General features: G+C 60.7%; 20 protein-coding genes and 2 pseudogenes. 10 read left to right on the forward strand and 12 right to left on the reverse strand.

All coding sequences use genetic code 11. The annotated features are described in order from the left end of the window. Positions 1-12: 12 nt before the first annotated feature. Both folB and folK read left to right on the forward strand, forming a co-directional pair. The gene (folB, locus tag GN234_RS21105; RefSeq protein WP_039590767.1) at positions 13-366 is read left to right on the forward strand and encodes a dihydroneopterin aldolase; all 354 of its coding nucleotides are present in this window, start codon (positions 13-15) and stop codon (positions 364-366) included. Continuing rightward, positions 357-884, forward strand: coding sequence for a 2-amino-4-hydroxy-6-hydroxymethyldihydropteridine diphosphokinase (gene folK / locus GN234_RS21110; protein WP_109754981.1), 528 nt, complete (start codon positions 357-359; stop codon positions 882-884). Before folB ends, folK begins: the two co-directional genes overlap by 10 nt. A gap of 130 nt (positions 885-1,014) precedes the next feature. Here folK and GN234_RS21115 read toward each other — a convergent pair whose 3' ends face one another. The 11 genes and pseudogenes from GN234_RS21115 to GN234_RS21165 all read right to left on the reverse strand — a co-directional run bounded on the left by GN234_RS21115 (position 1,015) and on the right by GN234_RS21165 (position 15,108). Then, entirely contained in the window at positions 1,015-2,241 is a 1,227-nt protein-coding gene (locus GN234_RS21115; RefSeq protein WP_116833601.1) for a multifunctional CCA addition/repair protein, read from the reverse strand. A 63-nt stretch (positions 2,242-2,304) separates the two neighbouring features. Continuing rightward, positions 2,305-3,870, reverse strand: a complete 1,566-nt coding sequence (locus GN234_RS21120) for a SpoVR family protein (RefSeq protein WP_092255206.1) — start codon at positions 3,868-3,870, stop codon at positions 2,305-2,307. Next, positions 3,867-5,139, reverse strand: a pseudogene (locus GN234_RS21125) (YeaH/YhbH family protein). Before GN234_RS21125 ends, GN234_RS21120 begins: the two are co-directional and overlap by 4 nt. A gap of 112 nt (positions 5,140-5,251) precedes the next feature. Beyond that, positions 5,252-7,175 (reverse strand): annotated as a pseudogene (locus tag GN234_RS21130) (PrkA family serine protein kinase). A 302-nt stretch (positions 7,176-7,477) separates the two neighbouring features. Continuing rightward, positions 7,478-7,807 (reverse strand): thiosulfate sulfurtransferase GlpE, encoded by a 330-nt coding sequence (gene glpE / locus GN234_RS21135; protein WP_109754978.1) that lies wholly within the window; start codon positions 7,805-7,807, stop codon positions 7,478-7,480. A gap of 33 nt (positions 7,808-7,840) precedes the next feature. Continuing rightward, a complete protein-coding gene (locus GN234_RS21140) occupies positions 7,841-8,716 on the reverse strand; it encodes a symmetrical bis(5'-nucleosyl)-tetraphosphatase (RefSeq protein WP_109754977.1) in 876 nt (291 codons plus the stop codon). Then, complete coding sequence (gene apaG, locus GN234_RS21145; protein WP_003206172.1) at positions 8,716-9,096, reverse strand: Co2+/Mg2+ efflux protein ApaG; 381 nt, start codon at positions 9,094-9,096, stop codon at positions 8,716-8,718. Before apaG ends, GN234_RS21140 begins: the two co-directional genes overlap by 1 nt. Positions 9,097-9,211: 115 nt before the next feature. Then, positions 9,212-10,030 (reverse strand): 16S rRNA (adenine(1518)-N(6)/adenine(1519)-N(6))-dimethyltransferase RsmA, encoded by an 819-nt coding sequence (gene rsmA / locus GN234_RS21150; protein ID WP_163856378.1) that lies wholly within the window; start codon positions 10,028-10,030, stop codon positions 9,212-9,214. Continuing rightward, entirely contained in the window at positions 10,027-11,016 is a 990-nt protein-coding gene (gene pdxA / locus GN234_RS21155) for a 4-hydroxythreonine-4-phosphate dehydrogenase PdxA (RefSeq protein WP_176689019.1), read from the reverse strand. The genes rsmA and pdxA overlap by 4 nt, the downstream gene beginning before the upstream one ends. Next, the gene (gene surA / locus GN234_RS21160) at positions 11,013-12,329 is read right to left on the reverse strand and encodes a peptidylprolyl isomerase SurA (RefSeq protein WP_176689020.1); all 1,317 of its coding nucleotides are present in this window, start codon (positions 12,327-12,329) and stop codon (positions 11,013-11,015) included. Before surA ends, pdxA begins: the two co-directional genes overlap by 4 nt. Continuing rightward, positions 12,310-15,108, reverse strand: a complete 2,799-nt coding sequence (locus GN234_RS21165; RefSeq protein WP_176689021.1) for an LPS-assembly protein LptD — start codon at positions 15,106-15,108, stop codon at positions 12,310-12,312. The genes surA and GN234_RS21165 overlap by 20 nt, the downstream gene beginning before the upstream one ends. 130 nt (positions 15,109-15,238) lie before the next feature. On the opposite strand from GN234_RS21165, the gene GN234_RS21170 reads away from it, so the two are divergent. From GN234_RS21170 to GN234_RS21180, 3 genes are read left to right on the forward strand one after another with little or no spacing between them, the layout of a single operon-like run. After that, positions 15,239-16,264 carry an aminoglycoside phosphotransferase family protein gene (locus tag GN234_RS21170; protein ID WP_109754973.1) on the forward strand — a complete coding sequence of 342 codons (1,026 nt, stop codon included), beginning with the start codon at positions 15,239-15,241 and terminating at the stop codon, positions 16,262-16,264. Next, a complete protein-coding gene (murU, locus tag GN234_RS21175) occupies positions 16,261-16,932 on the forward strand; it encodes an N-acetylmuramate alpha-1-phosphate uridylyltransferase MurU (RefSeq protein WP_176689022.1) in 672 nt (223 codons plus the stop codon). Before GN234_RS21170 ends, murU begins: the two co-directional genes overlap by 4 nt. 1 nt (position 16,933) lies before the next feature. Continuing rightward, entirely contained in the window at positions 16,934-17,701 is a 768-nt protein-coding gene (locus GN234_RS21180; RefSeq protein WP_109754971.1) for a TerB family tellurite resistance protein, read from the forward strand. Positions 17,702-17,780: 79 nt separating this feature from the next. Here GN234_RS21180 and GN234_RS21185 read toward each other — a convergent pair whose 3' ends face one another. After that, positions 17,781-18,776 carry an alpha/beta hydrolase family protein gene (locus GN234_RS21185; RefSeq protein ID WP_176689023.1) on the reverse strand — a complete coding sequence of 332 codons (996 nt, stop codon included), beginning with the start codon at positions 18,774-18,776 and terminating at the stop codon, positions 17,781-17,783. A gap of 74 nt (positions 18,777-18,850) precedes the next feature. Here GN234_RS21185 and GN234_RS21190 point away from each other — a divergent pair, with 74 nt between their 5' ends. The 5 genes from GN234_RS21190 (at position 18,851) to GN234_RS21210 (ending at position 26,011) form a co-directional block, all read left to right on the forward strand. Further along, a complete protein-coding gene (locus tag GN234_RS21190) occupies positions 18,851-21,247 on the forward strand; it encodes a PAS domain-containing sensor histidine kinase (protein WP_116833596.1) in 2,397 nt (798 codons plus the stop codon). Positions 21,248-21,368: 121 nt separating this feature from the next. Then, positions 21,369-21,998 (forward strand): response regulator, encoded by a 630-nt coding sequence (locus GN234_RS21195; protein ID WP_109754968.1) that lies wholly within the window; start codon positions 21,369-21,371, stop codon positions 21,996-21,998. Positions 21,999-22,343: 345 nt separating this feature from the next. Continuing rightward, a complete protein-coding gene (locus tag GN234_RS21200; protein WP_109754967.1) occupies positions 22,344-23,468 on the forward strand; it encodes an ABC transporter ATP-binding protein in 1,125 nt (374 codons plus the stop codon). Positions 23,469-23,517: 49 nt separating this feature from the next. Further along, entirely contained in the window at positions 23,518-24,561 is a 1,044-nt protein-coding gene (locus tag GN234_RS21205) for an ABC transporter substrate-binding protein (RefSeq protein ID WP_014340502.1), read from the forward strand. Positions 24,562-24,763: 202 nt separating this feature from the next. Further along, on the forward strand, positions 24,764-26,011 hold the full coding sequence (locus tag GN234_RS21210) for an ABC transporter permease (RefSeq protein WP_109754966.1): 1,248 nt from the start codon (positions 24,764-24,766) through the stop codon (positions 26,009-26,011). Positions 26,012-26,013: the final 2 nt, after the last annotated feature.

Here is a 26,013-nt window from a genome sequence, read left to right on the forward strand (position 1 = left end):
GGAGAAGAGTGCTTGGACAGAGTGTTTATCGAGGGACTGGAAGTCGACACGGTAATCGGTGCCTACGACTGGGAGCGAGGCATCCGACAGTGCCTGCGGCTTGACCTGAGCTTCGCCTGGGACAACCGCCCGGCTGCCGCGGGCGACGACCTGACCCTGGCGCTCGACTACGCCAGCGTCTCCTCGCGCATCCAGGCGTTTGCCGAGCAGGCGCAGTTCCAATTGGTCGAGACCTTCGCCGAGCGACTGGCCCAGGAACTCATGGATGAGTTCAAGATCACCTGGTTGCGTCTGAAAGTGACCAAGCCCGGCGCCGTACCGGCGGCCAGCGGCGTTGGCGTGGAGATCGAGCGCGGATGCCGCTGACTCAGGTTTTTCTCGGGCTCGGCAGCAACATCGAGCGCGAAACCCATCTATGCGCCGGTCTGGAGGCCTTGGCCGGATTCCTGGTGGACATGCGCTGTTCGGCCGTGTTCGAGAGCCAGCCGGTGGGTATCAAAAGCGGGCCTTTCTTCAATTTTGTCGTTTCGGCCTTCACGGATCTGCCGCTGATGGAGCTGGATCGTCGCCTCAAGTTCATCGAGGCGGACAACGGTCGCTATGCGCCGGACCGCAAGGGGCTGCCGCTGGATATCGACGTGCTGTTATATGGCGAACAGGTTGGCAACTTCGACGGGCTGATCCTGCCTCGCGCGGAGATCCTCAAGAACGCCTTCGTGTTGTGGCCGTTGTCGTTGATCGCGCCGGATCGGATTCATCCTGGTGTGGGCAAGAGCTTTGCCGCGTTGTGGGAAGAAGCGCAGATTGATCAGGTACTGGCGCCGGTGGCTTTCGAATGGCGGGGGGAGCAACTTACGCCTTTGGACCTGCTGCGACTTTCATAACGTCATCGCGAGCAGGCTCGCTCCCACATTTGATCTATGCGAACGCAGAGGCCATGTCTGCCACGAGCCCTGTGGGAGCGAGCCTGCTCGCGATCAGATCGGCGCACTCACCTGAGCTGCAAACGGGGTGTCAGCCCGCTGATTCCTTATACGCTTTCAATACCCTGAGTCGCTCCCGTTTGATCGCCTCACCCAGCTCCGGACCCTTGAAGCCTTTCTCCAGCAAAGGCTGCACTGCCACTGCGCGGGCCGCCGCTGCTGCGCCGCGCAGATAATCCGCCTGTGGATAACTTCGATTTTCCAGGCCTTTGCGACCACGGGCATCCATCTCGCACGCCGCGATGAACTCCTCGAAGCGCTGAGGCCGACGGTACACGTCAAAACTCTGCAACAGCTCAAGCAAGGTGGACGCCTTCAGCTCAAGCGCACGATGAGCATGGGTGTGATACTGGCCGACCAACAGTGCCAGTTCCTGACAATCGCGCGGTACCTTGAAGCGCTCATTGACCGCTTTGATCAGCTTCAAGCCTTTGTGCTCATGGGCGATGTGCCGCGGCCATTCGTGTTCGGGTGTCAGGCCTTTGCCCAGGTCATGGAGCAGGCAAGCCCAGCGGACGGTCAGGGGTTGCTGGTGCAGTGCCGCCTGTTCCAGCACGCTCAGGGTGTGCAAGCCCGTGTCGATTTCCGGGTGGTGGGCTTCAGGCTGAGGCACGCCGAACAGCGCATCGACCTCGGGCATCAGGACCTTGAGGGCCGTGCAGTCGCGTAGGACCTGGATAAATACCTGTGGCTGTTTTTCCATGAGGGCGCGGGAAATTTCTTTCCAACTGCGCTCGGCCGTCAATGCTTCCAATTCGCCGGACTCACTGAGCTGGCGCATCAGTCCAAGGGTTTCGTCCGCCACCTTGAAGCCCAGCGGTGCATAGCGTGCGGCAAAGCGGGCAACTCGCAAAACTCGGAGGGGATCTTCGGCGAAAGCGGGGGATACGTGACGCAGAACGCGGGCTTCCAGATCGCGTTGGCCGTGGTACGGATCGGTCAGGTTGCCATGGTCATCTTCAGCCATGGCGTTGATGGTCAAGTCCCGGCGAACCAGGTCCTCCTCCAAGGTCACTTCAGGGCTGGCATGGAACACGAAGCCGCCATAGCCTCGACCGCTCTTGCGTTCGGTACGGGCGAGGGCGTATTCCTCGCCGGTCTTCGGGTCGAGGAATACCGGAAAGTCAGCCCCCACGGGGCGAAAACCTTTGGCGAGCATTTCCTCGGCGGTGGCCCCCACGACGACCCGATCGATGTCGGTGACGGGAATGCCCAGCAGGCGATCGCGAACGGCGCCGCCAACTTTATAGATCTGCATAAAAAACCTCCGTTGATCCGACAGGATAACCTTTGCGTCGGACCTCCGGAGGCGAAAACGGGATCAAAGATGAATGACCGCCAGGTCCAGGCGGCCATAGTCTCCTTCGGCTTGTTCGCCTTTGGGAGGTACATGATGGGTTTTCATCACTTGGTCGCCTTGCAGGGTTTCCAGGTGGATGTCGAAACCCCAGAGCCGGTGCAGGTGCTTGAGCACTTCATCGGTGGAGTCACCCAGTGGTTTGCGGTTGTGCGCCTGGTGCCGCAGGGTCAGCGAGCGATCGCCGCGGCGGTCGATGCTGTAGATCTGCACGTTGGGCTCGCGATTGCCCAGGTTGTACTGCGCCGCCAGGGTTTCGCGGATGATGCGATAGCCGCTCTCATCGTGAATGGCGGGCACTACCAAGTCATCTTTCTGGTCATCATCCAGAATGCTGAACAATTTCAGGTCGCGGATCACCTTGGGCGAGAGGTACTGCAAGATGAAGCTTTCGTCCTTGAAACTGCTCATGGCGAATTTAATGGCGGACAACCAGTCCGAACCGGCGATTTCCGGGAACCAGCGACGATCTTCCTCGGTAGGGTTTTCGCACATGCGGCGGATGTCGCGGTACATGGCGAAACCCAGTGCGTAAGGGTTGATGCCGCTGTAGTACGGGCTGTCGAAACCAGGTTGGAACACCACGCTGGTGTGGGACGTCAGGAACTCCATCATGAAGCCGTCGGTAACCAGGCCCTCGTCGTACAGGTCGTTCATCAGCGTGTAGTGCCAGAACGTGGCCCATCCCTCGTTCATGACCTGGGTTTGGCGTTGTGGATAGAAATACTGGGCGATCTTACGCACGATACGCACGATTTCCCGCTGCCACGGTTCCAACAGGGGCGCATGTTTTTCAATGAAATAGAGAATGTTCTCCTGGGGCTCGGCAGGAAAACGAGCATTGTCTTTTTCGTTGTACTTGTCTGCACCCTTGGGAATGGTGCGCCACAGATCGTTGATCTGTTTTTGCAGGTGCTCTTCGCGGTCCTTTTGGCGCCGGCGTTCTTCTTCGGCGGAAATCGGATACGGCCGTTTGTAGCGGTCCACGCCGTAGTTCATCAGGGCGTGGCAGGAGTCCAGGAGGTCCTCCACCGCGTCGATGCCATGGCGCTCCTCGCACTGCATGATGTACTGCTTGGCAAACACCAGGTAATCGATGATCGAGCTGGCATCGGTCCAGGTGCGGAACAGGTAGTTGCCCTTGAAGAAGCTGTTGTGCCCATAGCAGGCATGCGCCACCACCAGGGCCTGCATGCAGATGGTGTTTTCCTCCATCAGGTAGGCGATGCAGGGGTCGGAGTTGATGACGATCTCATAGGCCAGTCCCATCTGGCCTCGACTGTAGGATTTCTCGGTACTGAGGAAGTGCTTGCCGTAGGACCAGTGGTGATAGCCCAGCGGCATGCCGACCGACGCATAGGCGTCCATCATTTGCTCGGCGGTGATCACCTCGATCTGGTTCGGGTAGGTGTCGAGGGCGTAGCGGTCCGCGATACGGCTGATTTCGCGGTCGTAGGCCTTGATCAGCTCGAACGTCCATTCGGAGCCGGTGGAAATGGGCTGGCGCTTCTGCTCTTTTTTGGCGGTCATGTCACTAACCTGCGCTGGAAGAGTTCACGGAAGACCGGGTAGATATCCCCGGCCGAGACCAGTTGCTGTTGGGCAAATGTGTCGGAAAAAGCTTCGGCTATCCGTTCGTATTCGTACCACAGGGCCTGATGTTCGCGTGGAGTAATCTCCACATAAGTGTAGTACTGGACGAATGGCATGATCTGGTTGATCAGGATGTCGCGACAGATCGGTGAGTCGTCATTCCAGTTGTCGCCGTCCGACGCCTGGGCTGCATAGATGTTCCATTCGTTGGCGGGGTAGCGTTCGGCCATGATCTCCTGCATCAGCTTCAGGGCGCTGGAGACAATGGTGCCGCCGGTCTCCCTGGAGTAGAAGAATTCCTCTTCGTCCACTTCCCTGGCGCTGGTGTGGTGGCGGATGAACACTACATCGATCTTGTCATAGTTCCGCTTCAGGAACAGGTACAACAGGATGAAGAAGCGTTTGGCGATGTCCTTGGTGGCCTGGGTCATGGAGCCGGATACGTCCATCAGGCAGAACATCACCGCCTTGGAGCTGGGGTTTGGCTGTTTCACCAGCAGGTTGTACTTGAGGTCGAAGGTGTCGAGGAACGGTACGCGGTGGATGCGTGCGCTGAGTTTCTCGATTTCCGCTTCCAGGTCCTGAATATCGCCAAAATTGTCGGGTTCTTCGCGTTTCAGGCGGGCCAGTTCTTCCTTGGCCTCGCGCAGTTTTGCCCGGCTGCTGCCCGACAGCGCGATACGCCGTGCGTGGGCGGAGCGGAGGGTGCGGATGATATTGATGCGTGACGGATTGCCTTCATTGCTGATACCGGCCCGCACGGTCTTGAAGGTGTCGGTGCCGGTCAGGTTGCGCTTGACCAGGTTCGGCAGTTCCAGGTCCTCGAACATGAACTCCAGGAATTCCTCCTGGGTGATCTGGAACACGAACTCATCCATGCCTTCGCCGGAGTTGCCGGCTTTACCGGGCCCTTTGCCGCCACCACCACCCTGGGGACGGGGGGATGTGCTCGCCACTGGTGAATTCCTTGTTGCCTGGGTGCACGACGGTCTGTTTGCCGCCGCGGCCATGATGAAGCACCGGCTCGTCGATATCGCGGCCGGGGATGCTGATCTGTTCGCCGTGCTCCATGTCGGTAATGGAGCGCCGGCTGACCGCCTCTTCGACGGCCTTCTTGATGTGGTCACGGTAGCGCCGCAGAAACCGCTGGCGGTTCACCGTGCTCTTGTTCTTGCCATTAAGGCGTCGGTCGATCACATAGCTCATAGGCCCCTCCGGGGGAGCTTCAAGTCGTAAGCCTCAGGCTGCAAGAGGAGTGGCGTCGAGCCTTGGGCTCAACGCCGTTCCTTGCAGCTTGTAGCTAGAAGCTTGCCGCTGCTTACTGCGATTTCCGGACCCGCAGGTACCACTCGGAGAGCAGCCGTACCTGTTTGTCGGTGTAGCCACGTTCGACCATGCGTGTAACGAAGTCGTTGTGTTTTTTGCTGGTCCTCCTTGCTGGCCTTGGCGTTGAAGCTGATGACTGGCAGCAGGTCTTCGGTGTTGGAGAACATTTTCTTCTCGATGACCACCCGCAGCTTTTCATAGCTGAGCCAGGTTGGGTTCTTGCCGTTGTTGTTGGCTCGGGCGCGCAGCACGAAGTTGACGATCTCGTTGCGGAAGTCCTTCGGATTGCTGATGCCTGCCGGTTTCTCGATTTTCTCCAGCTCTTCGTTGAGGGCCACGCGATTGAGTATTTCGCCGGTTTCCGGGTCGCGGTATTCCTGGTCCTGGATCCAGAAGTCTGCGTACAGAACGTAGCGGTCGAAGATGTTCTGGCCGTATTCGCTGTAGGACTCCAGGTATGCGGTCTGGATTTCCTTGCCGATGAACTCGATGTAGCGCGGGGCCAGGTACTCCTTGAGGAAGCGCAGGTAACGCTCGCGGGTTTCGGCCTGGAATTGCTCCTGCTCGATCTGCTGTTCCAGCACATACAGCAAGTGAACCGGGTTGGCCGCGATCTCGTGAGGGTCGAAGTTGAACACCTTGGACAGGATCTTGAACGCGAAGCGTGTGGACAGACCGTTCATGCCTTCATCGACCCCCGCGTTGTCGCGGTATTCCTGGATCGACTTGGCCTTCGGATCGGTGTCCTTGAGGTTTTCACCGTCGTACACACGCATCTTCGAATAGATGTTGGAGTTTTCCGGCTCCTTGAGGCGCGACAGCACCGTGAACTGGGCCAGCATCTTCAGCGTGTCAGGGGCGCAATGGGCCTTGGACAGCGAGCTGTTGAACAGCAGCTTGTCGTAGATCTTCACTTCGTCGGTCACCCGCAGGCAGTACGGCACCTTGACGATGTAGATCCGGTCGATGAAGGCCTCGTTGTTCTTGTTGTTGCGGAAGGTATGCCATTCCGACTCGTTGGAGTGAGCCAGCAGGATGCCGGTGAACGGAATGGCCCCCAGGCCCTCGGTGCTGTTGTAGTTGCCTTCCTGGGTGGCGGTCAGCAGGGGGTGCAGCACCTTGATGGGCGCCTTGAACATTTCGACGAACTCCATCAGGCCCTGGTTGGCCCGGCACAGCGCACCCGAGTAGCTGTAGGCATCGGCGTCGTTCTGTGGGAATTCTTCCAGCTTGCGGATATCGACCTTGCCCACCAGGGCCGAAATATCCTGGTTGTTTTCGTCGCCCGGCTCGGTCTTGGCCACTGCGATCTGGTTAAGGATCGAAGGGTAGAGCTTGACCACACGGAACTGGCTGATGTCACCACCGAATTCGGCGAGGCGCTTGGTGGCCCATGGCGACATGATGGTATTGAGGTAGCGGCGTGGAATGCCGAAGTCTTCCTCGAGGATCGCGCCGTCCTCTGTGGCGTTGAAGAGGCCCAGGGGCGATTCGAACACCGGCGAGCCCTTGATCGCGTAGAAGGGCACTTTTTCGATCAGTTGCTTGAGTTTTTCGGCCAGGGACGATTTACCGCCACCCACGGGGCCGAGCAGATAAAGGATTTGCTTCTTCTCTTCCAGGCCTTGGGCGGCATGGCGGAAATAGGACACGATCTGTTCGATGCATTCTTCCATCCCATGGAAGTCTGCAAAGGCCGGATAGCGGCGAATCACCTTGTTGGAAAAGATTCGCGAGAGCCTCGAGTTGGTCGAGGTATCCAGCAGTTCCGGTTCTCCGATTGCCAGCAACAGACGCTCCGCAGCCGATGCGTAGGCGCTACGGTCCTGTTTGCAGAGTTCGAGGTATTCCTGCAGCGAGTATTCCTCCTGCCGCGTGGACTCGAAACGTTGCTGGAAGTGGCTAAAAATACTCATGACGTCACCTCGCTCGATACGTGGAGCCGGTGGCGGATCAATCAGTCGATGCTGGTCAGCCGCTGGTGGAACCCAGCTGCTGTTTACCCCCCAGAATGCTTTCAAGAATGCAGGCTCTTGAAAGCTTACTCCCGATGACCCGTGCGCCGGTGTACCGGCTCTCCCCTGTTTTGGATGGCCTGAGGCTAAGGATAGTTCGGAATCGGAGAGGTAAAGGTGGAATACGTAATTAGTTGTGGCAGACCGTTCGTCTGCCAGTGCTCAAGCCCACGGTTCTCGCGGGCTTGGGACGGCATAAAAAATTATTCGTGAGTGCCTTTCGCTATTTCTGAAGGATAAGTCGTACGCCACAACTCAAAACCGCCGTCCATGCTGTAGACGTCACTGAAGCCCTGGCTGACCAGGTAGGCGGCTGCGCTCTGGCTGGAGTTGCCGTGATAGCAGACCACCACGGTAGGTGCGTCGAGGTCGGCGGCCCGGATGAAGTCGGCGATGGAGTGGTTATCCAGATGCCTGGAACCACTGATATGCGCAGCCGCAAAAGTGGCTGGGTCGCGGACGTCGACGACGACTGCGCCTTGCTCGCGCAGGGCCTGGGCCTGTTCCGGGGGGATGCGTTTGAATTCGGTCATGAGGACTCCTGTAGCGCTGAAACGCAACGCCGGTCAAACGGCAGTGCCGGCCGGCAATGGTGCAGTGGTCGGGTGGTGGATTTTAGCGTGGCCCTGCTCGTCGCAATCGCAACGCAGTTGCTCGAAAGTATCGACGTTCATCAGCGTCATGGCACTGCCCCACACGCAACCGGTATCGAGCGCGAAGACGCCGGGCTCGTCGGATTGGCCTCCCAGTGCCGCCCAGTGCCCGAAAATGATCTTCAGGTGACGGGTCTTGCGCTCGCTGTGCTTGAACCAGGGGGCGTAGCCAGGCGGTGCGGTCTCGATGCCTTCCTTGCCCTTGAGATCGAGCTTGCCGTCGCGGGTGCAGAAACGCATGCGCGTGAAGTAATTGGTGATGACCCGAAGACGGGCGCTACCGGTGAGGTCGTTGTCCCACTTGACCGGCTCGTTACCGTACATGCCATCCAGGTAGGGGGCGAACAGATTGTCGTCGCGCAATGCCTGCTCGACCTCGCCAGCGCATTTGAGTGCCTTGCGCAGGGACCATTGGGGCGGGATGCCAGCATGGACCAGCGCCAGGTTGCGCGCTTCGTCGTAGTGCATGAGCTTTTGCTGGCGCAACCACTCCAGCAGCTCGACGCAATCGGGGGCCGCGAGTATTTCGTTCAGGGTATCGGATTTTTTCAGGCGTTCGATGTTCTGCCAGGCGGCCAGCAGATGCAGGTCGTGGTTGCCGAGCACGCACACCAGCGACTGGCGGATGCTGTAGAGAAAACGCAACGTCTCGAGGGACTGCGGGCCGCGGTTGACCAGGTCACCCACCAGCCACAGCGTGTCTTTTTGCGGATCGAACTCGACGCGCTCCAGCAGGCATTTGAGCGGGTCGAGGCAGCCTTGCAGGTCACCGACCGCGTACGTGGCCATTAGTGCAGGGCTCCGGGCACGGCCAGGCGAAAGGGCTTGATGACGGCGTCGAAGCGTTTGCCGTCCTCGGCCAGCATCTGGTAGGTGCCCTGCATGGTACCGACCTTGGTCGTCATCACCGTTCCGCTGCTGTAGCTGTGGCTTTTGCCGGCGTCGATCAACGGCTGTTGGCCAACCACGCCTTCGCCACGCACTTCTTCGACATGGCCATCGCCGTCGGTGATGATCCAGTGCCGCGACAGCAGCCTGGCGGGCAAGGAGCCGTTATTGCGCACGGTAATGCTGTAGGCGAAGGCGAAGCGGTCATGCTCGGGTTGCGACTGTTCTGCCAGAAAACGTGTGGTGACGCTGACGTCGACCTGGTAACGAGGATCGGACATGCAAAAAGGCCTTAAAAGCGAAGCGGGACGCGGGCGCGACTCAGACGATCAGTCTAGGCCAAGTATCGGGTAGTAGGCCAGACTGGCGTACTGCCCGATAGCGATCGTCGTCCGCTCAGTTGGCGTCGACTTGCGGGGCGACCTGTTCGCTGAGCTTGTCGGCCAGGCGCACGAAAGCTGCCAGGTCCAGTTGCTCGGGGCGCAGGCTGCCATCGACGCCGGCGGCTTCGATTTCAGCGCTGCTGAGCAAAAGTTTCAAGGTGTTGCGCAAGGTTTTGCGTCGTTGGTTGAACGCTTCGCGCACCACCCGCTCCAGCAGGCGATGATCCTTGGCCGGGTGCGGCAGGATGGCATGGGGTACCAGGCGGACGATGGCCGAGTCGACCTTCGGCGGCGGGTTGAATGCGCCCGGGCCGACGTTGAACAGATGTTCGACCCGGCAATGGTACTGGACCATGATCGACAGCCGACCCCAATCGCCACCACCCGGGCCGGCGGCGAGGCGCTCGACCACTTCTTTCTGCAGCATGAAGTGCATGTCGCGGATCAGGCTGGCGTTGCTCAGCAGGTGGAAAATCAGCGGCGTGGAGATGTTGTATGGCAGGTTTCCCACCACCCGCAGGCTGCTCGGCGCGGCGTCCAGGCTATTGAAGTCGAACTTCAGTGCGTCGCCCTGGTGCAGGTTGAAATTGCTCCTGCCGGCGAACTGCTGGTTGAGGATCGGGACCAGGTCCTTGTCCAGTTCCACCACGTCCAGTTGTGCGCCGCTGTCGAGCAGGCCTTCGGTCAGGGCGCCCTGGCCCGGTCCGATTTCCAGCAGGCGATCGTCGGGCTTGGCCCGGATGGAACGCAAGATGCGATCGATCACGCCGGCGTCATGCAGGAAGTTCTGGCCGAAGCGCTTGCGCGCGCGGTGTTGGTATTGCTCGGTCATAAATGGGTCTCGGCCATCTGGTAGGCGGTTTCCAGCGCGACTTGCAGGCTGCCGGTATCGATCTTGCCGCTGCCGGCCAGGTCCAGGGCGGTACCGTGGTCCACGGAGGTGCGGATGATCGGCAGGCCCAACGTTATGTTGACCGCTGCGCCGAAGCCTTTGTACTTCAGCACGGGCAGGCCCTGGTCGTGGTACATCGCCAGCACCGCGTCGCAGTGCTCCAGATATTTTGGGGTAAACAGAGTGTCGGCAGGCAGCGGGCCACGCAGGTCCATGCCCTCGCTGCGCAAGCGCTCCAAGGTGGGTTCGATGATGTCGATTTCTTCACGGCCCAGGTGTCCGCCTTCACCGGCATGGGGATTGAGCCCGCAGACCAGGATGCGTGGCCGGGCGATGCCGAATTTTTCCTGGAGGTCGGCGTGCAGGATGCGCGTGACCCGCTCAAGGCGTTCCGGGGTGATGGCGTCGGCGATGTCCCGCAAGGGCAGGTGAGTGGTCACCAAGGCCACACGCAGGCCGCGGGTCGCGAGCATCATCACCACTTGCGCGGTGTGGGTCAGGTCGGCCAGGAATTCGGTGTGGCCGGAAAAGGCAATCCCGGATTCGTTGATCACGCCCTTGTGCACCGGAGCGGTGATCATGCCTGCGAAAGTCCCGTCCAGGCAGCCTTCGCCTGCGCGGGTCAGAGTTTGCAGGACGAACGCGGCGTTGGCCTTGTCCAGCTGCCCGGTGACGACCGGCGCGCCCAGGGACGTATCCCAGACGTACAGGCTGTTGGCGGGCGCCGGGACATTCGGCCAGGCTTGCGGTGTTACCGGCAGCAGGTCGACGACCACCCCCAGCTGCGCGGCCCGCTCAAGGAGCAGGTCGCGACTGGTAATGGCAATCAGGGGATACGGCTGGGGTTGCGAGGCGAGCAGCAGGCACAGGTCGGGACCGATGCCGGCTGGTTCGCCGGGTGTCAGCGCGAAACGCTTGGGTTTCACTGCGCTGCCTGGTCTGCACCAGGGAGTTTGATTTCAACGTAGGCTTCGTCGCGAATCTGACGCAGCCAGGTTTGCAGCTCTTCGTCGTATTTGCGGTTGCGCAACACGGTCATCGCCTGTTGTTCGCGAGCCTGGGTGGTGCTGTCGGTGGCGCGGCGGCCAAGGACTTCCAGCACGTGCCAGCCATAAGGGCTCTTGAACGGTTTGGACAGCTGGCCTTGCGGGGTGTCGGCCATGACTTGGCGGAACTCCGGAACCAGTGCATTCGGGTCGACCCAGTTCAGGTCGCCGCCGTTGAGGGCCGATCCCGGGTCTTCCGAGAAACTCTTCGCCAGTTCGGCGAAGTCTTCGCCCGCTTCGATGCGGTCGTAGAGTTTCTCCGCCAGACGCTTGGTCTCGGCTTCGCTGCGGATTTCACTTGGCTTGATCAGGATGTGGCGAACATGCACTTCGTCACGGACCTGGGTTCCGCCACCGCGTTTTTCCAGCACTTTCAGGATGATGAAACCGCCGGGCGTACGAGCTGGCTGGGTGATGTCGCCCACGGCCATGGCGCTCAGTTCACGGTCGAACGGAGGCGGCAGTTGAGCAGGCTTGCGCCAACCCATGTCGCCGCCTTCCAGGGCATTGTCGCTGCCCGACTTGGCAATGGCCATCTGGCCGAAGTCAGCGCCTTGCTTGAGCTGCTGGTAGACATCCATCGCCTGGCGATAAGCACTCTGGATCGCTTCGGAGTTAGCGCTTTCCGGGGTAGGAATCAGGATGTTCGTCAGGTGCAGTTCTTCGGAAAGCTGCATTTTGCCCAGGTCGGACGCGAGGAAATTCTTCACTTCCTGCTCGGACACCTGGATGCGTTCGGCGACACGGCGCTGGCGCACACGGCTGATGACCATCTCGCGGCGGATCTGATCGCGGGCGTCCTCGTAGGAGAGGCCGTCGCGAGCCAGGGCGGCGCGGAACTGGTCGATGCTCATGTTATTGCGCTGGGCAATGGTGCCGACGGCCTGGTTCAGTTCTTCATCGGTGATACGAATGCCGGAGCGTTCGCCGATCTGCAGTTGCAGGTTTTCGACGATCAGGCGTTCGAGCACTTGCTGGTCCAGTACACCCGCTGGCGGCAAGCCACCGCCGCGCTTGGCGATGGTTTGCTGCACTTCATGGACGCGCTGGTCCAACTGGCTCTGCATGACCACGTCGTTGTCGACGATGGCCACTACTTTATCGATGGACTGCACCGCGGCGTTGGCCGCGGTACCCAGGAACAGCGCGCCCAGCATCAGCGGGCGCAGACAATCAGAAAGCTTGATCTTCACGTTCACGATAACCTTGGATGCCTTTGTCGAGGAAGCTCTCTACCTTGGCGCCGGTGAGGCCGCCGAGTCCCTTCAGAACAATTTGGAGGAAGATGCCGTGGTCGCCTTTTTCGTTTTCCGGGGCGGCTTGACTGAACTCTTCATAGTCGACCCAGTAACGGTTGATCAGGCGCAGTTTCCAGCAGCAGTTGTCGTATTCGAAACCACCGAAGGCTTCCAGGGTACGGTTGCGGTTGTAGTCATACTGCCAGCGGCTGATGGCGTTCCACTGCGGCACGATCGGCCAGATGACCGAGAAGTCGTGCTGCTTGATCTTGTAGTAGTCCTTCACGTAGTTCGGATCGCCCGGCCTGCCGTAGTCGCCGCCGCCCACTTGCCATTGGCCAGTGGTTTCGTCGTAACGGACCTGGTCGTTGCGATAGCGATAACCGGCGTTGATAACCTTGTTCGGATTGTCTTCCGGCTGGTAGTGGAACATCGCGCTGCCCGAACGAGGGCTGCGGGTATCCGGATCCCAGTTGTAGGTGGCGGTGGTGCGCCAGTCGCGGTTCCAGCGGTACTCGTATTCCAACGCGTACGGGGAGACGTCCGATTTGGCGTCTTCTCGGGTCTCAAAGTCGATACCAGGAAGTTGGACCTTGCGATCCTTGAAGTAGAACGCCTGGCCGACGGCGAGACGTTGGCGTTCGAAGCCGTTCTCTTCAATCCAGCGGCTGGTCACGCCCAAGGACAGCTTGTTCTCGTCCCCGACACGGTCAGAACCAGTGAAGCGGTTATCGCGGAACAACGAAGAATAGCTAAAGGTCGACTCGCTGGTATCGAAGACCGGGATATCGCTCTGGTCCTTCTCCGGTACATAGAGATAGAACAGGCGTGGTTCCAGGGTCTGGCGATAGTTGGTGCCGAACCATTGCGTGTCGCGGTCGAAGTACAGGCCGCTGTCGATGCTGGCGATCGGAACGCCACGGCTCTGGCTGCTGCTATAGGTTCCGCGCAGGCGATCGGCCTCGGCGCTCTGCGAAGCAACCTGCGATTTGCCTCTGCTATCCAGATCCAGGTCATATTGGGTGTACTGGTATTTCAGAGATGGTTTGATGTAGCCATAGCTCGCTTCCATCGGCAAACTCATGACAGGCGCCAAGTTCAGGCGGTCGCCGTTAGCCCGTGCCAAACCGGCGACGCGAGTATCGAGGAAAGGCTCGGTGTTACCGTCTTCATCGGTGTAGTTACCAGTCCGCAAATCACGATCGAAACGCACCAACTCCGTCTTGTAAGCGAAGTCCAGGCCATATGGATGCTGAGGCAGCTCACCGTCGAACGTGATCTGAGGCAGACGGTTATAAGGCGTGATCTTCGAAATCGTCGCCATCTGATAAGCCTGGGCATTCAAGCGGGCGACATAATTATCACCGCGATAGCTGACCACGCCTTGCTGGTTCACGAAGTCCCTGGACTCGACACCGATCTGGTCGGTCTGCAGATCCTGGAAGTAGTAAGGGTCGCTGATCTTGGTGTAGTCGACTTCCGTCAGCACGCGTGAATCGAGGCCGCCCTTGTGCTGCCAGTTGTACATGTAACGGGTCTTGTCGTAGTCGCTCTGCCCGCTACGTTCATCGTCTTCGTCGTTGAGGTACGCCGCGCCGAACTGGCCTTCGCTGGATTTGGTCAGGTAGCGGAACTCGCCTTCCATCAACAGGCCGCGCTTGGCCATGTAGCGTGGATACAACGTGGCATCGTAGTTCGGCGCCAGGTTGAAGTAGTACGGGGTGACCAGCAGGAAGCCGGTGTCGCTGCCGCTGCCGATGGTCGGTGGCAGGAAGCCGGACTGGCGACGGTCGTCGATCGGGAAATAGATGTACGGCGTGTACAGGACCGGGAAATCCTTGACCCGCAACGTCACGTTGGTCGCGGTACCGAAGCCGGTGGCCGGGTTCAGGGTGATGTTATTGCCCTTGAGCGTCCAGGCGTTGCTGTTCGGTTCACACGTGGTGTACGTACCGTCCTTGAGGCGGATGATCGCGTTCTCGGCGCGCTTGGCGTACAGCGCGTTACCGCGGATGCGCGACTTGTGCATCACGTATTCGGCGTTGTCGACCTTGGCTTCGCCGGTGTCCAGTTGCACATCGGCGTGGTCGCCGACGATCAGCGCGCCGTTGTCGCGAACCCGCACGTTGCCGCTCAGCTCACCACGGTTCTCGGCCTGGTACAGGCTCGCCTCGTCGGCTTCGACCTGCATGCTGCCCTGGCGCATGACCACGTCACCGGCCAGGGTCGCCACCTGTTCTTCCTGCTGATAGCGTGACGCCTTGGCGCCAAGGAAGGTAGGGGCGTCGCTCTTGGCCGTCTTGTCGTTCATGCCAGGACGAGTCGGTTCGATGTAGGCGCCCGAGCAGTAAGGGCCGGTCTCAGCCAATTGCGCAGGCGTGAGGTTCTCGCGCGGAACCCAGTCGAGGTGACTGTAGTCTGCACTGCGCGACTTCAGGCCGCGGCCCTTGGCTTCGGTAACGAGCATCGGCTTTTCGCCGACTTCCTCGCCCGAGCTGCTGTCGGCTGGAGCCGCGCCGCTGTCGGAAACCGCACTGCCGTCATGCACGGGACGCGGCGGCAACGCGGCGGCCGGTGTCTTGGGCGCACAGTCCCAGGCACCCGAAGCGGAGACGGAGCAGTCATACTGCTGCGCCGCGACGACGAATGAAGAGGCCAGGGGTTGCAGAGCCAGCAGACTGCCGGTGACCAGCAACGGAAATTTTTTACGAAACGCGGGGGATTTCAATGCCATCTTATTAGTCCGGGCTTCCTGCGTGCCATCTGCCCGCGGTGTGGGCCGCACGCCTCTCGATGGTCTGAAAAAGATGCTGGATAATAAAGCATGACCCGCTTGACGGCTAGCGCCGTCGGAGACCCTTGCAATGCCCGACCAAGATGTACGCTTGCAACACCTGAAAGTTTGGCTCGATGAACAACTGCCGATCCTTTTCACTCAACAGGGCTGGGGCACCGTACCCCCGGCCACGTTGACCGCCGCCAGCAGTGACGCGAGTTTCCGGCGTTATTTCCGCTGGGAAGGCGAGGGCCGTAGCTTGATCGTAATGGATGCGCCACCGCCCCAGGAAAACTGCAAACCCTTCGTGGATATTGCTTTTTTGCTGGCTAAATCCGGCATTAACGTGCCGAAAATTTATGCCGAAGACCTCGAGCGCGGCTTTCTTTTGCTCAATGACCTGGGCAATCAGACCTATCTGGACGTGATCAACGGCGAAAATGCCGACGATTTATTCGGCGATGCCCTGCAAGCCTTGCTGGCTTTCCAGCAATTGCCGATGGTCGCGCCGCTGCCGAGCTACGATGTCGCGTTGCTGCGTCGGGAGCTGGAATTGTTCCCCGAGTGGTACGTCAAGCGCGAGTTGGGCATCGAGTTCGACTCGACCCAGCAGCAACTCTGGCAACAGGCCTCCGAGCTTCTGATCGACAGCGCCCTGGCCCAGCCCAAAGTGCTGGTGCACCGCGACTACATGCCGCGCAACCTGATGCTCAGCGCACCGAATCCTGGCGTGCTGGACTTTCAGGATGCGGTCTATGGCCCGGTTACCTACGACGTGACCTGCCTGTTCAAGGATGCTTTCCTCAGTTGGCCCGAGGCCCGCGTGCGGGGCTGGCTGGAGAATTACTGGCAACAGGCCGGCGCCCTCGGCATTCCAGTCCAGCCGGATTTCGAGGATTTCCTGCGGGCCAGCGACTTGATGGGTGTGCAGCGCCACCTCAAGGTCATCGGGATCTTCGCGCGTATTTGCCATCGTGATGGCAAGCCACGTTACCTCGGTGATGTGCCGCGGTTCTTTGCTTATATAGAAGCGGTCATCGCCCGTCGTCCGGAACTGGCTCCGCTCGATGAACTGCTTGGCAGCCTGCGGCAATCGGCTGGAGCGACGGCATGAAGGCGATGATCCTGGCGGCGGGCAAGGGCGAGCGCATGCGCCCCCTGACCCTGACCACGCCAAAGCCGTTGATTCGCGTGGGTGGCATTCCCTTGATCGAATACCACCTGCGCGCCCTCGCCAGGGCCGGCTTCACCGAGATCGTGATCAATCACGCCTGGCTCGGCCAGCAGATCGAAGATCACCTGGGAGACGGTTCACGGTTTGGCGTGAGTATTCGGTTTTCGCCCGAAGGCGAGCCGCTGGAGACCGGCGGTGGAATCTTCCGGGCCTTGCCGCTGTTGGGCGATGAAGCGTTCGTGGTGGTAAACGGCGATATCTGGACCGACTACGATTTCAGCGCGTTGCGCAGGCCGCTAAAAGGGCTGGCGCATCTGGTGTTGGTCGATAATCCGGAGCATCACCCAGACGGCGATTTCATCCTGGCCGACGGAAAGGTTCACGATGGGCGAACGCCTGCCGACAACCTGACCTATAGCGGCATTGCCGTCCTGCATCCGCGTTTGTTCGACGGTTGCACGGGCGGTGCGTTCAAGCTCGCACCGCTGTTGCGCGCGGCCATGGCCGAGGAGCGCGTCAGTGGCGAGCACCTGAAAGGGCATTGGGTCGATGTCGGTACCCACGAACGTTTGGCGCAGGTCGAAACCTTGATAGAAGCGAGCGGTTGATATGTGGTGGCCAGGGACTCTGATTGGAGCCGGGGCGGGCTTTGCCATAGCCAGCATTCCGGGGGCCATGCTTGGGGCGTTGTTGGGACAGGCCCTGGATCGGCGCCTGAACCTGCAGGGCTGGGCGCAGGTACGGGAGCGTCTGGGTGGACGCCCGGCACTGCGCAACGATGAGTTGTTGTTTGTATTGCTGGGGCGCCTGGCCAAATGCGATGGGCGCGTGGTCGACGGTCACATTCAGCAGGCTCGCCAGGAAATGCGAGCCCTGGACTTGAGCGAGTCGGCGCAACGCCGGGCGATCGCGGCGTTCAACCGAGGCAAATCCGGGAACGATCACTTACGCGGTTATCTACGTCGCCTCAGCACTCAGCCGCATGCGGCGGAAGGTGTGCTGCGGGCCTGCTGGCGGATGGTCTGGGCCGATGGGCGGGCGGGGCCAGGTGAGCGTGAATTGATTGCCCGGTGGGGCAAGTGGCTGGGCTGGACGCAGCAACAGGTCCAGGCATTGGCGGGCGAATACGAACCGCAGAAACTGGCGCCGCCCAGCAGTGGCATAACGTATCAGGAGGCGATGCGTTTGCTGGGGGTTTCTGCTACCAGTGAGCCGTCGCAGATCAAGCGGGCCTACCGACGCCTGCTCAGTCGTCACCACCCGGACAAGATTGCTGGCAGCGGGGCGACGCCATTGCAGGTTCGCGAGGCCACCGACAAGACTCGGGAGCTGCATAACGCCTATCGCTTGATTCGCGAACGGCGGGATTTTCGCTAGCCCTGCGGGGGAGCAAATGTGGCGAGGGGATAAATCCCCTCGCCACATTCTGTTTCCGGCCTGATGTCTGCCGTGATTCTCATTCACCCGGTTTCTGCGGATTCAACCAACCCCGAACCCGACGAAACAGCTGCTCCTGCTCTGCCGACGGGTTCGGCAAGGCCTTGAGGGACACCTGGCTGAAAGTCGAACCCTTCAAGCGTTTGCTTGCCTGCAAGCGCTCCAGCGCCGCGTTGCGATCCAGCGCCTTGTCCATGTAGAAAATGTCGGCGGTCGCCAGTTTCAAGGTCGGGGTCAGTTCGGCCAGGGCAGGCTTGGCGGTGACCGGAGTCTGGGCGGCGACCATCACGAAGCGTTCGACTTGCGAGGGCTGTTTTTCGCTCAAGTAGCGCGCAGCCCAATAAGCGCCGGTGCCATGGCCCAGCAGTACGATGCGGCGGGCACTTTGCTGTTCGGCGTAGGCCAGTGCCGCGTCGATGCGGGTGAAAATACGCTCGGCATCGGCCTTGGCGTGTTCTTCATCGGTTTGGGCGACGACCGGATCGGTCGCGTCGGCTTCTCCTCCCGCCACCTGCTCGATCGGTGCTGCGGTGGTGGCGTCAGGTGCTGCGGCTGCGGTGTCGGCCGGTTTGGTCTCCGGTGGCGTTTCCACCACGCGCGCTGCAATGACGTCGCTTTGCAGGTCTGGCAGGGTGATACTCAGGCTGCTCCACTCAACATCGGGCAACTTTTTACGCAAAGGGCCGATAACTTGAGGCCAGTCAGCTGTTTCACCGGCGCCGGGGATTATGATGACTGCGCCCTTGGGGTCGCTGGTATTGGCCGGTTTCCACAGCGCCAGGAAGGCATCGCTGCCGGTCTGTAATTGTTGCTGTTCCTGGGCCGGGACTTTTCGTTCAAGTGCGGTCGCTTCTTCCTGGCTACGCTCAAGCAAAGGCTGGCGCTCGACGGGCTTTTCCTCGGCAGGTTGTTCCGCGGCGGCGGGTGCGGCTTCGCTGGCCTGCACAGAAAAGGCACTTGGCAGGATCAGCGACAGGCACAATGCTGGCAACGCCAGGCGATAAACAGAGGGCATCGGATATTCCATGACCAGAAGTATTTCCGGCAGCCTAATGGGTTGGTCAGTATTTGTCAGTGCATGAGACTTCGATGATGCGTTTTTGCTGCCTGTGGGTTATCGGCTGTTTATGGCTTCCCTTGATGGCGTGGGCTGCGCCCGCGCCGTCGGCGCACGGGGTGCAATTGAATGCCGGGCAGCGCCAATGGCTGGTGCAACATCCGCAATGGCGGGTCGGCCTGGTATTGCAGGCACCCTATGCGCAATACGACCGGCGTTTGCAGCGTTTGTCCGGCACCAACGTCGAGTTGATGCAATGGCTGGGCAAGGCGCTGAACGTCGAGCTGACCTGGCGCAATTTCCAGGACGTGGCGCAACTGGAAGCGGCGGTGCGCGCCGGCGAGGTGGACGTCGCTCCGGGCCTGACCCAGTCCCCGAGTGGGCTCAAGCTCTGGCAGTTTTCCGATCCCTACATGCGCGTGCCGCAATTGATCGTCGGCGGGCAGAAAGGCGCCGAGGGGGTGGAGTTGGAAAAGCTCGACACCCAGGCCCGGGTCGCGGTACGCATGCCCAGCGCCACGGCCGATTACCTGCGCAGCAACTACCCGACGCTGAATCTGCAAGGTGTGCCGATGGAGCGCGAGGCCCTGCAATTGTTGCTGACCCAGCAGGCGCGATATGCGGTGGTCGATGAGGCACAGCTCGGGCGGTTGATGGTCGAGCCCGAATTCGCCGAGCTGGCGGTGGTGGGCGACATCGGCCTGCCGCAGTTGCTACGGGTGGCCACGCGCCGGGACTGGCCGGAACTGGCCGAGATCATCGACAGCGGTTTGCAGGCGATCCCCGCCAAGGAGCTGGAGCAACTGCACAGCCGTTGGCTCAAGCCGAAATACCCGCGTCTGACCGAGACTCCGGGTTTCTGGCAGAACCTGACCCTGCTGATGCTGGCCCTGTTGCTCAGCAGCGTTGCCATCGTGTTCTGGCAGCGCCGCCAGCAACGCGCACTGGAGCGCCGCCTGCGTGCCGCGCGGGAGGACATTGCCCAGCGTACGGCCAGCGAGGAAGCCTTGCGCCTGACGCAGTTTTCCATCGATCAAAGCACGGTCGGTATCCTATGGGTCAATTGGGACAGCCACGTGCGTTATGCCAACCGAGCGGCGGAGACCATGCTCGGCTATGCGCCGGGTGCCATCATCGATCGGCCCTTGATCGACTTCGAGCCCGGCCTGCACATGGATCGCTGGCTCAATTTGTGGAAGCGCGCCCGGGCCAGTGACGAAGGGCCGCAAAGTTTCGAGACCGAATGCGTGCGTGCCGACGGCAGCATCCTGCCGGCCGACGTTTCCTTGAGTTTTTTGCGCTTTCGCGACGCCGAATACCTGGTGGTTTACCTCAACGACGTGACCGAACGCCGGCGTGCGTTGGCGGCGCTGCGTGAAAGCGAGGCGCGCTTGCAAGGCATCGCTGCCAACGTGCCAGGCCTGGTCTTTCGCCTGGAGCGGGCACCCGTGACCGGCCAGATCGATTTTGCCTACATCAGCGAAGGCAGCGAAAGCCTGGTGGGCTATTCCCCCGCGACCCTGGCCCGCAGCGACACCGGGCTGCGCAGCCTGGTGCATCCGCAGGACAAGGCCGACTATCACCGTACCCAGGACCAGGCGCTGGACACCGACAGCGACTGGTCATGGCAGGGCCGCATCCTGACCCGTGAAGGCCAGGAGCGCTGGGCCGAGATCAAGGCGATCACCCGTCGTCTCGAAGATGGCGCCTACGTCTGGGACGGTATCGTCTGGGACATCACCGCAAGCAAACGTATCGAACTGGAACTGGCCAGCTCCCGGGAGCAGTTGCGCGAGTTGTCGGCGCACCTGGAAAGCGTGCGGGAAGAGGAAAAGGCGCGTATTGCCCGGGAAGTCCACGACGAGCTGGGTCAGATGCTGACGGTGTTGAAACTTGAAACATCCATGTGTGAATTGGCCTACGCACAACTCGACCCTGGCCTGCATGAGCGGCTTAACAGCATGAAGCGCCTGATTGCCCAGTTGTTCCAACTGGTGCGGGACGTGGCGACGGCGTTGCGCCCGCCGATCCTCGATGCCGGTATCGCCTCGGCCATCGAATGGCAGGCCCGGCGCTTCGAGGCGCGTACGCAGATCCCGTGCCTGGTGCAGGTGCCGGACAACTTGCCAGCCCTGAGCGACGCCAAGGCCATCGGCCTGTTTCGGATTCTCCAGGAGGCGCTGACCAATGTGATGCGCCATGCCCAAGCACATACTGTGGAGCTGACGCTGGTTCAGGAAGGCGACGAATTGTGTCTGACAGTCAGCGATGACGGTGTAGGCTTCATTGCCAATACAGGTCGGTCAACCTCCTTTGGCCTGGTCGGCATGCGTGAACGGGTGCTGATCATGGGGGGGCGGTTGACCCTGGACAGTGAGCCCGGGGAGGGGACGACCCTGTCGGTGCGGGTGCCGTTGCATGAGGCCTGATCGGTGGGCCGCCTGGGCGGGCCCTATCGCGAGCAGGCTCGCTCCTACATTGATTGAGATGTACATATAACCCTGTGGGAGCGAGCCTGCTCGCGATGAGATTCTGAATCTGGAGAACAATGTGATCCGTGTACTGGTAGCCGAAGACCACACCATCGTCCGCGAAGGCATCAAGCAGTTGATCGGCCTGGCCAAGGATCTGGTGGTGGTCGGGGAGGCGAGCAATGGCGAACAGTTGCTCGAGACCTTGCGCCAGGTGCCCTGCGAAGTGGTGCTGCTGGACATTTCCATGCCGGGTGTCAACGGCCTGGAGGCGATCCCGCGGATCCGGGCGCTGAATAATCCGCCAGCCATTCTGGTGCTGTCGATGCATGACGAGGCGCAAATGGCCGCCCGTGCGCTGAAGGTCGGTGCAGCTGGCTACGCGACCAAGGACAGCGACCCGGCCCTGCTGCTCATGGCGATTCGCAAGGTCGCGGCCGGCGGGCGTTACATCGACCCGGACCTGGCCGACCGAATGGTCTTCGAGGTCGGCCTGACCGACACCCGCCCGTTGCACTCGCTATTGTCCGAGCGTGAATTCTCGGTCTTCGAGCGCTTGGCCCAGGGCGCCAACGTCAACGACATCGCCCAGCAACTGGCCCTGAGCAGCAAGACCATCAGTACCCACAAGGCGCGGTTGATGCAGAAGCTCAACATCACATCATTGGCGGAGCTGGTGAAATACGCGATGGAGCACAAGCTGCTCTAAACTCGCCGCAATCTCCTGTGGGAGCGAGCCTGCTCGCGATGGCGTCGGACCATTCAGTATCGATGTTGGCTGACACGCCGCTATCGCGAGCAGGCTCGCTCCCACAGGGGAATGCACTGACATACCTATTTGCGACACGCCCCAACACCGCTTTTCACCCCTGCTTGCAGCTTGCCGCTTAAAACTCGCCACTGCATTTACCCAATCCCGCCATCCTTGTAGGGCGATCCCTACCCCGACTCTTCCATCCGGCTGAGGCGATTCTCTCCTGCGTCCCGATTTGCGCGGGCCCCAGGCTCCACTAGGCTTGATTCACAAGCAGTCATCAATACAAAAGGTGCGGGTATGAGCCAGGTCGATTCAAGCGCGGGGGCCAGTGATGTGCTGGTCAGCTTTCGTGGTGTGCAAAAGAGCTACGATGGCGAGAACCTGATCGTCAAAGACCTCAACCTGGATATTCGCAAAGGCGAATTCCTGACCCTGCTCGGGCCGTCCGGTTCCGGCAAGACCACCAGCCTGATGATGCTCGCCGGGTTTGAAACCCCAACCGCCGGTGAGATCCAACTGGCCGGGCGTTCGATCAATAATGTGCCGCCGCACAAGCGTGACATCGGCATGGTGTTCCAGAACTACGCCTTGTTCCCCCACATGACCGTCGCCGAGAACCTCGCGTTCCCGCTGACCGTGCGCGGCCTGAACAAGAGTGACGTGAGCGATCGGGTCAAGCGTGTCCTGAGCATGGTCCAACTGGACAGCTTCGCCCAGCGCTACCCGGCGCAATTGTCCGGCGGCCAGCAACAACGGGTGGCGCTGGCCCGGGCATTGGTATTCGAGCCGCAATTGGTGCTGATGGATGAACCCCTCGGTGCGTTGGACAAGCAACTGCGCGAACACATGCAGATGGAAATCAAGCACCTGCACCAGCGCCTTGGCGTGACCGTGGTCTACGTGACCCATGACCAGGGCGAAGCCCTGACCATGTCCGACCGCGTGGCGGTATTCCACCAGGGCGAAATCCAGCAGATCGCTCCACCACGCACACTGTATGAAGAGCCGAAAAACACCTTCGTTGCCAACTTCATCGGCGAGAACAACCGCCTCAACGGCCGCCTGCACAGCCACACCGGCGACCGTTGCATGGTTGAGCTGGGGCGCGGCGAGAAGGTCGAGGCGCTGGCGGTGAATGTCGGCAAGCCCGGCGAGCCGGTAACCCTGTCGATCCGCCCGGAGCGGGTGAGCCTCAACGGCGCAAGCGAACAATGTGTCAACCGCTTCTCAGGGAGGGTGGCGGAATTCATCTATCTGGGCGACCACGTCCGCGTTCGCCTGGAAGTCTGCGGCAAGAACGACTTCTTCGTGAAACAACCGATTGCCGAGCTCGATCCCGGGCTCGCCGTCGGGGACGTGGTTCCGCTTGGCTGGCAAGTCGAGCACGTGCGTGCGCTCGATCCCCTTCTAGAGGCGAATTGATCGCCCCCTGCTGTACCAACACCAACCCTGCACGTGGAGAGAACAATAAATGTTGAGATCCCTGAAGTTCACAGCCCTGACCCTGGGCATGATGGGTGCGGCAAGCGCGATGGCGGCGGGCCCGGACCTGACCGTGGTGTCTTTCGGCGGGGCGAACAAGGCGGCTCAGGTCAAAGCCTTCTACGCACCGTGGGAAGCGGCCGGTAATGGCAAGATCGTAGCTGGCGAGTACAACGGTGAAATGGCCAAGGTCAAGGCCATGGTCGACACCAAGAGCGTTTCCTGGGATTTGGTGGAAGTCGAGTCTCCGGAATTGTCCCGTGGTTGTGACGAAGACATGTTCGAACAACTCGATCCGGCCCTGTTCGGCAAGGCCGAAGACTACGTCAAGGGCGCCATCCAGCCTTGCGGCGTAGGTTTCTTCGTGTGGTCGACCGTGTTGGCCTACAACGCCGACAAACTGAAAACCGCACCGACCAGTTGGGCAGACTTCTGGGACACCAAGCAATTCCCAGGCAAGCGCGGCCTGCGCAAAGGCGCCAAGTACACCCTGGAATTCGCCTTGATGGCCGACGGTGTCGCGCCGAAAGACGTCTACAAAGTGCTGGCCGGCAAAGACGGCCAGGACCGTGCGTTCAAGAAGCTCGACGAACTCAAGCCGAACATCCAGTGGTGGGAGGCCGGCGCTCAGCCGCCGCAGTACCTGGCCTCCGGTGACGTGGTCATGAGCTCGGCCTACAACGGCCGGATCGCTGCGGTCCAGAAAGAAAGCAACCTGAAAGTGGTGTGGAACGGCGGCATCTACGACTTCGACGCTTGGGCTATTCCGCGCGGCCTGGACAAGACTCGCGCAGAAGCGGCGAAGAAATTCATCGCCTTCTCCGTAGCACCGCAGCAGCAGAAGACCTACTCGGAAAACATCGCCTACGGCCCGGCCAACACCCAGGCAGTCCCGTTGTTGGCCAAGGATGTCCTGACCAACATGCCGACCACCCCGGAAAACATCGCCAATCAGGTGCAGATCGACGTCAGCTTCTGGGCTGACAACGGTGAGCAACTGGAGCAGCGCTTCAATTCCTGGGCTGCGAAGTAACCACTGACGGTTGTAGAAGAGCTTGTGTGGGAGCGGGCTTGCTCGCGAAGGCGTCATCACTTTCAACATGAATGTTGGCTGACATACCGCTTTCGCGAGCAAGCCCGCTCCCACACAGGTTCTTGCCTCAGTTGGATGTTTCAAAAGAACAGAGGCGGCCCGCCGCCCCCTGTAACGATCAAAAAGATTTGCGGAGTTCGCCATGGCCATCGCCGTTCCACTGAACGCGGGCACCAGCCCCACCCTGAAGCAGCGGCTCAAGCACGCCGAGCGGGTCAACCGCTGGAAGGCCCAGGCCTTGATCGCGCCGCTGGTGCTGTTTCTGTTGCTGGTGTTCCTGGTGCCGATCGTGGCGCTGCTGTTCAAAAGTGTCAGCAACCCGGAAGTGGTGGGTGCCATGCCGCGTACCGTCGCTGCCGTCGCTACATGGGACGGACGCGGGTTGCCGGGCGAGCCGGTGTACAAGGCTGCCAGTGAAGACCTGGCCGAAGCCCGCAAGAATCAGACCCTGGGCGACTTGTCCAAGCGCCTGAACATGGAACTGGCCGGCTATCGCAGCCTGCTGACCAAGACCGCTCGGGCGTTGCCGTTCGCCACCGAGCCGACCTCTTATAAAGAAGCCTTGGAAAACCTCGATGAGCGTTGGGGCGACCCGGCGTACTGGCAGGTGATCCGCCGTAACACCAGCGACGTCACCCCGTATTACCTGCTGGCGGCCGTCGATCACCGCATCGATGACCTCGGCGAGCTGGCACCGGCCACTCCCGACCAGGCGATTTACCTGGATATCTTCACCCGCACGTTCTGGATGGGCCTGGTGATTACCGCGATCTGCCTGGTGCTGGCTTATCCGTTGGCCTACTTGCTGGCGAATCTGCCATCACGCCAAAGCAACCTGTTGATGATCCTGGTGCTGCTGCCGTTCTGGACCTCGATCCTGGTGCGGGTGGCGGCGTGGATCGTGCTGCTGCAATCGGGCGGCTTGATCAATAGTGCCCTGATGGCCATGGGCGTCATCGATAAGCCCCTGGAACTGGTGTTCAACCGCACCGGTGTCTACATCTCCATGGTCCACATTCTGCTGCCATTCATGATCCTGCCGATCTACAGCGTGATGAAAGGTATCTCGCCTACTTATATGCGGGCGGCGATTTCCCTGGGGTGTCATCCGTTCGCCAGTTTCTGGCGGGTGTACTTCCCGCAGACCTATGCCGGTGTCGGCGCCGGTTGCCTGTTGGTGTTCATCCTTGCCATCGGCTACTACATCACGCCGGCGTTGCTGGGTAGCCCGAACGATCAGATGGTCAGCTACTTCGTCGCGTTCTACACCAACACCAGCATTAACTGGGGCATGGCCACGGCGCTCGGCGGGCTGCTGTTGTTGGCGACCGTCGTGCTTTACCTGATTTACAACCGGCTGGTGGGCGCCAGTCGCCTGCGCCTGAGCTAAGG

The organism is Pseudomonas bijieensis (genome assembly GCF_013347965.1).
GTDB lineage: Bacteria > Pseudomonadota > Gammaproteobacteria > Pseudomonadales > Pseudomonadaceae > Aquipseudomonas > Aquipseudomonas bijieensis.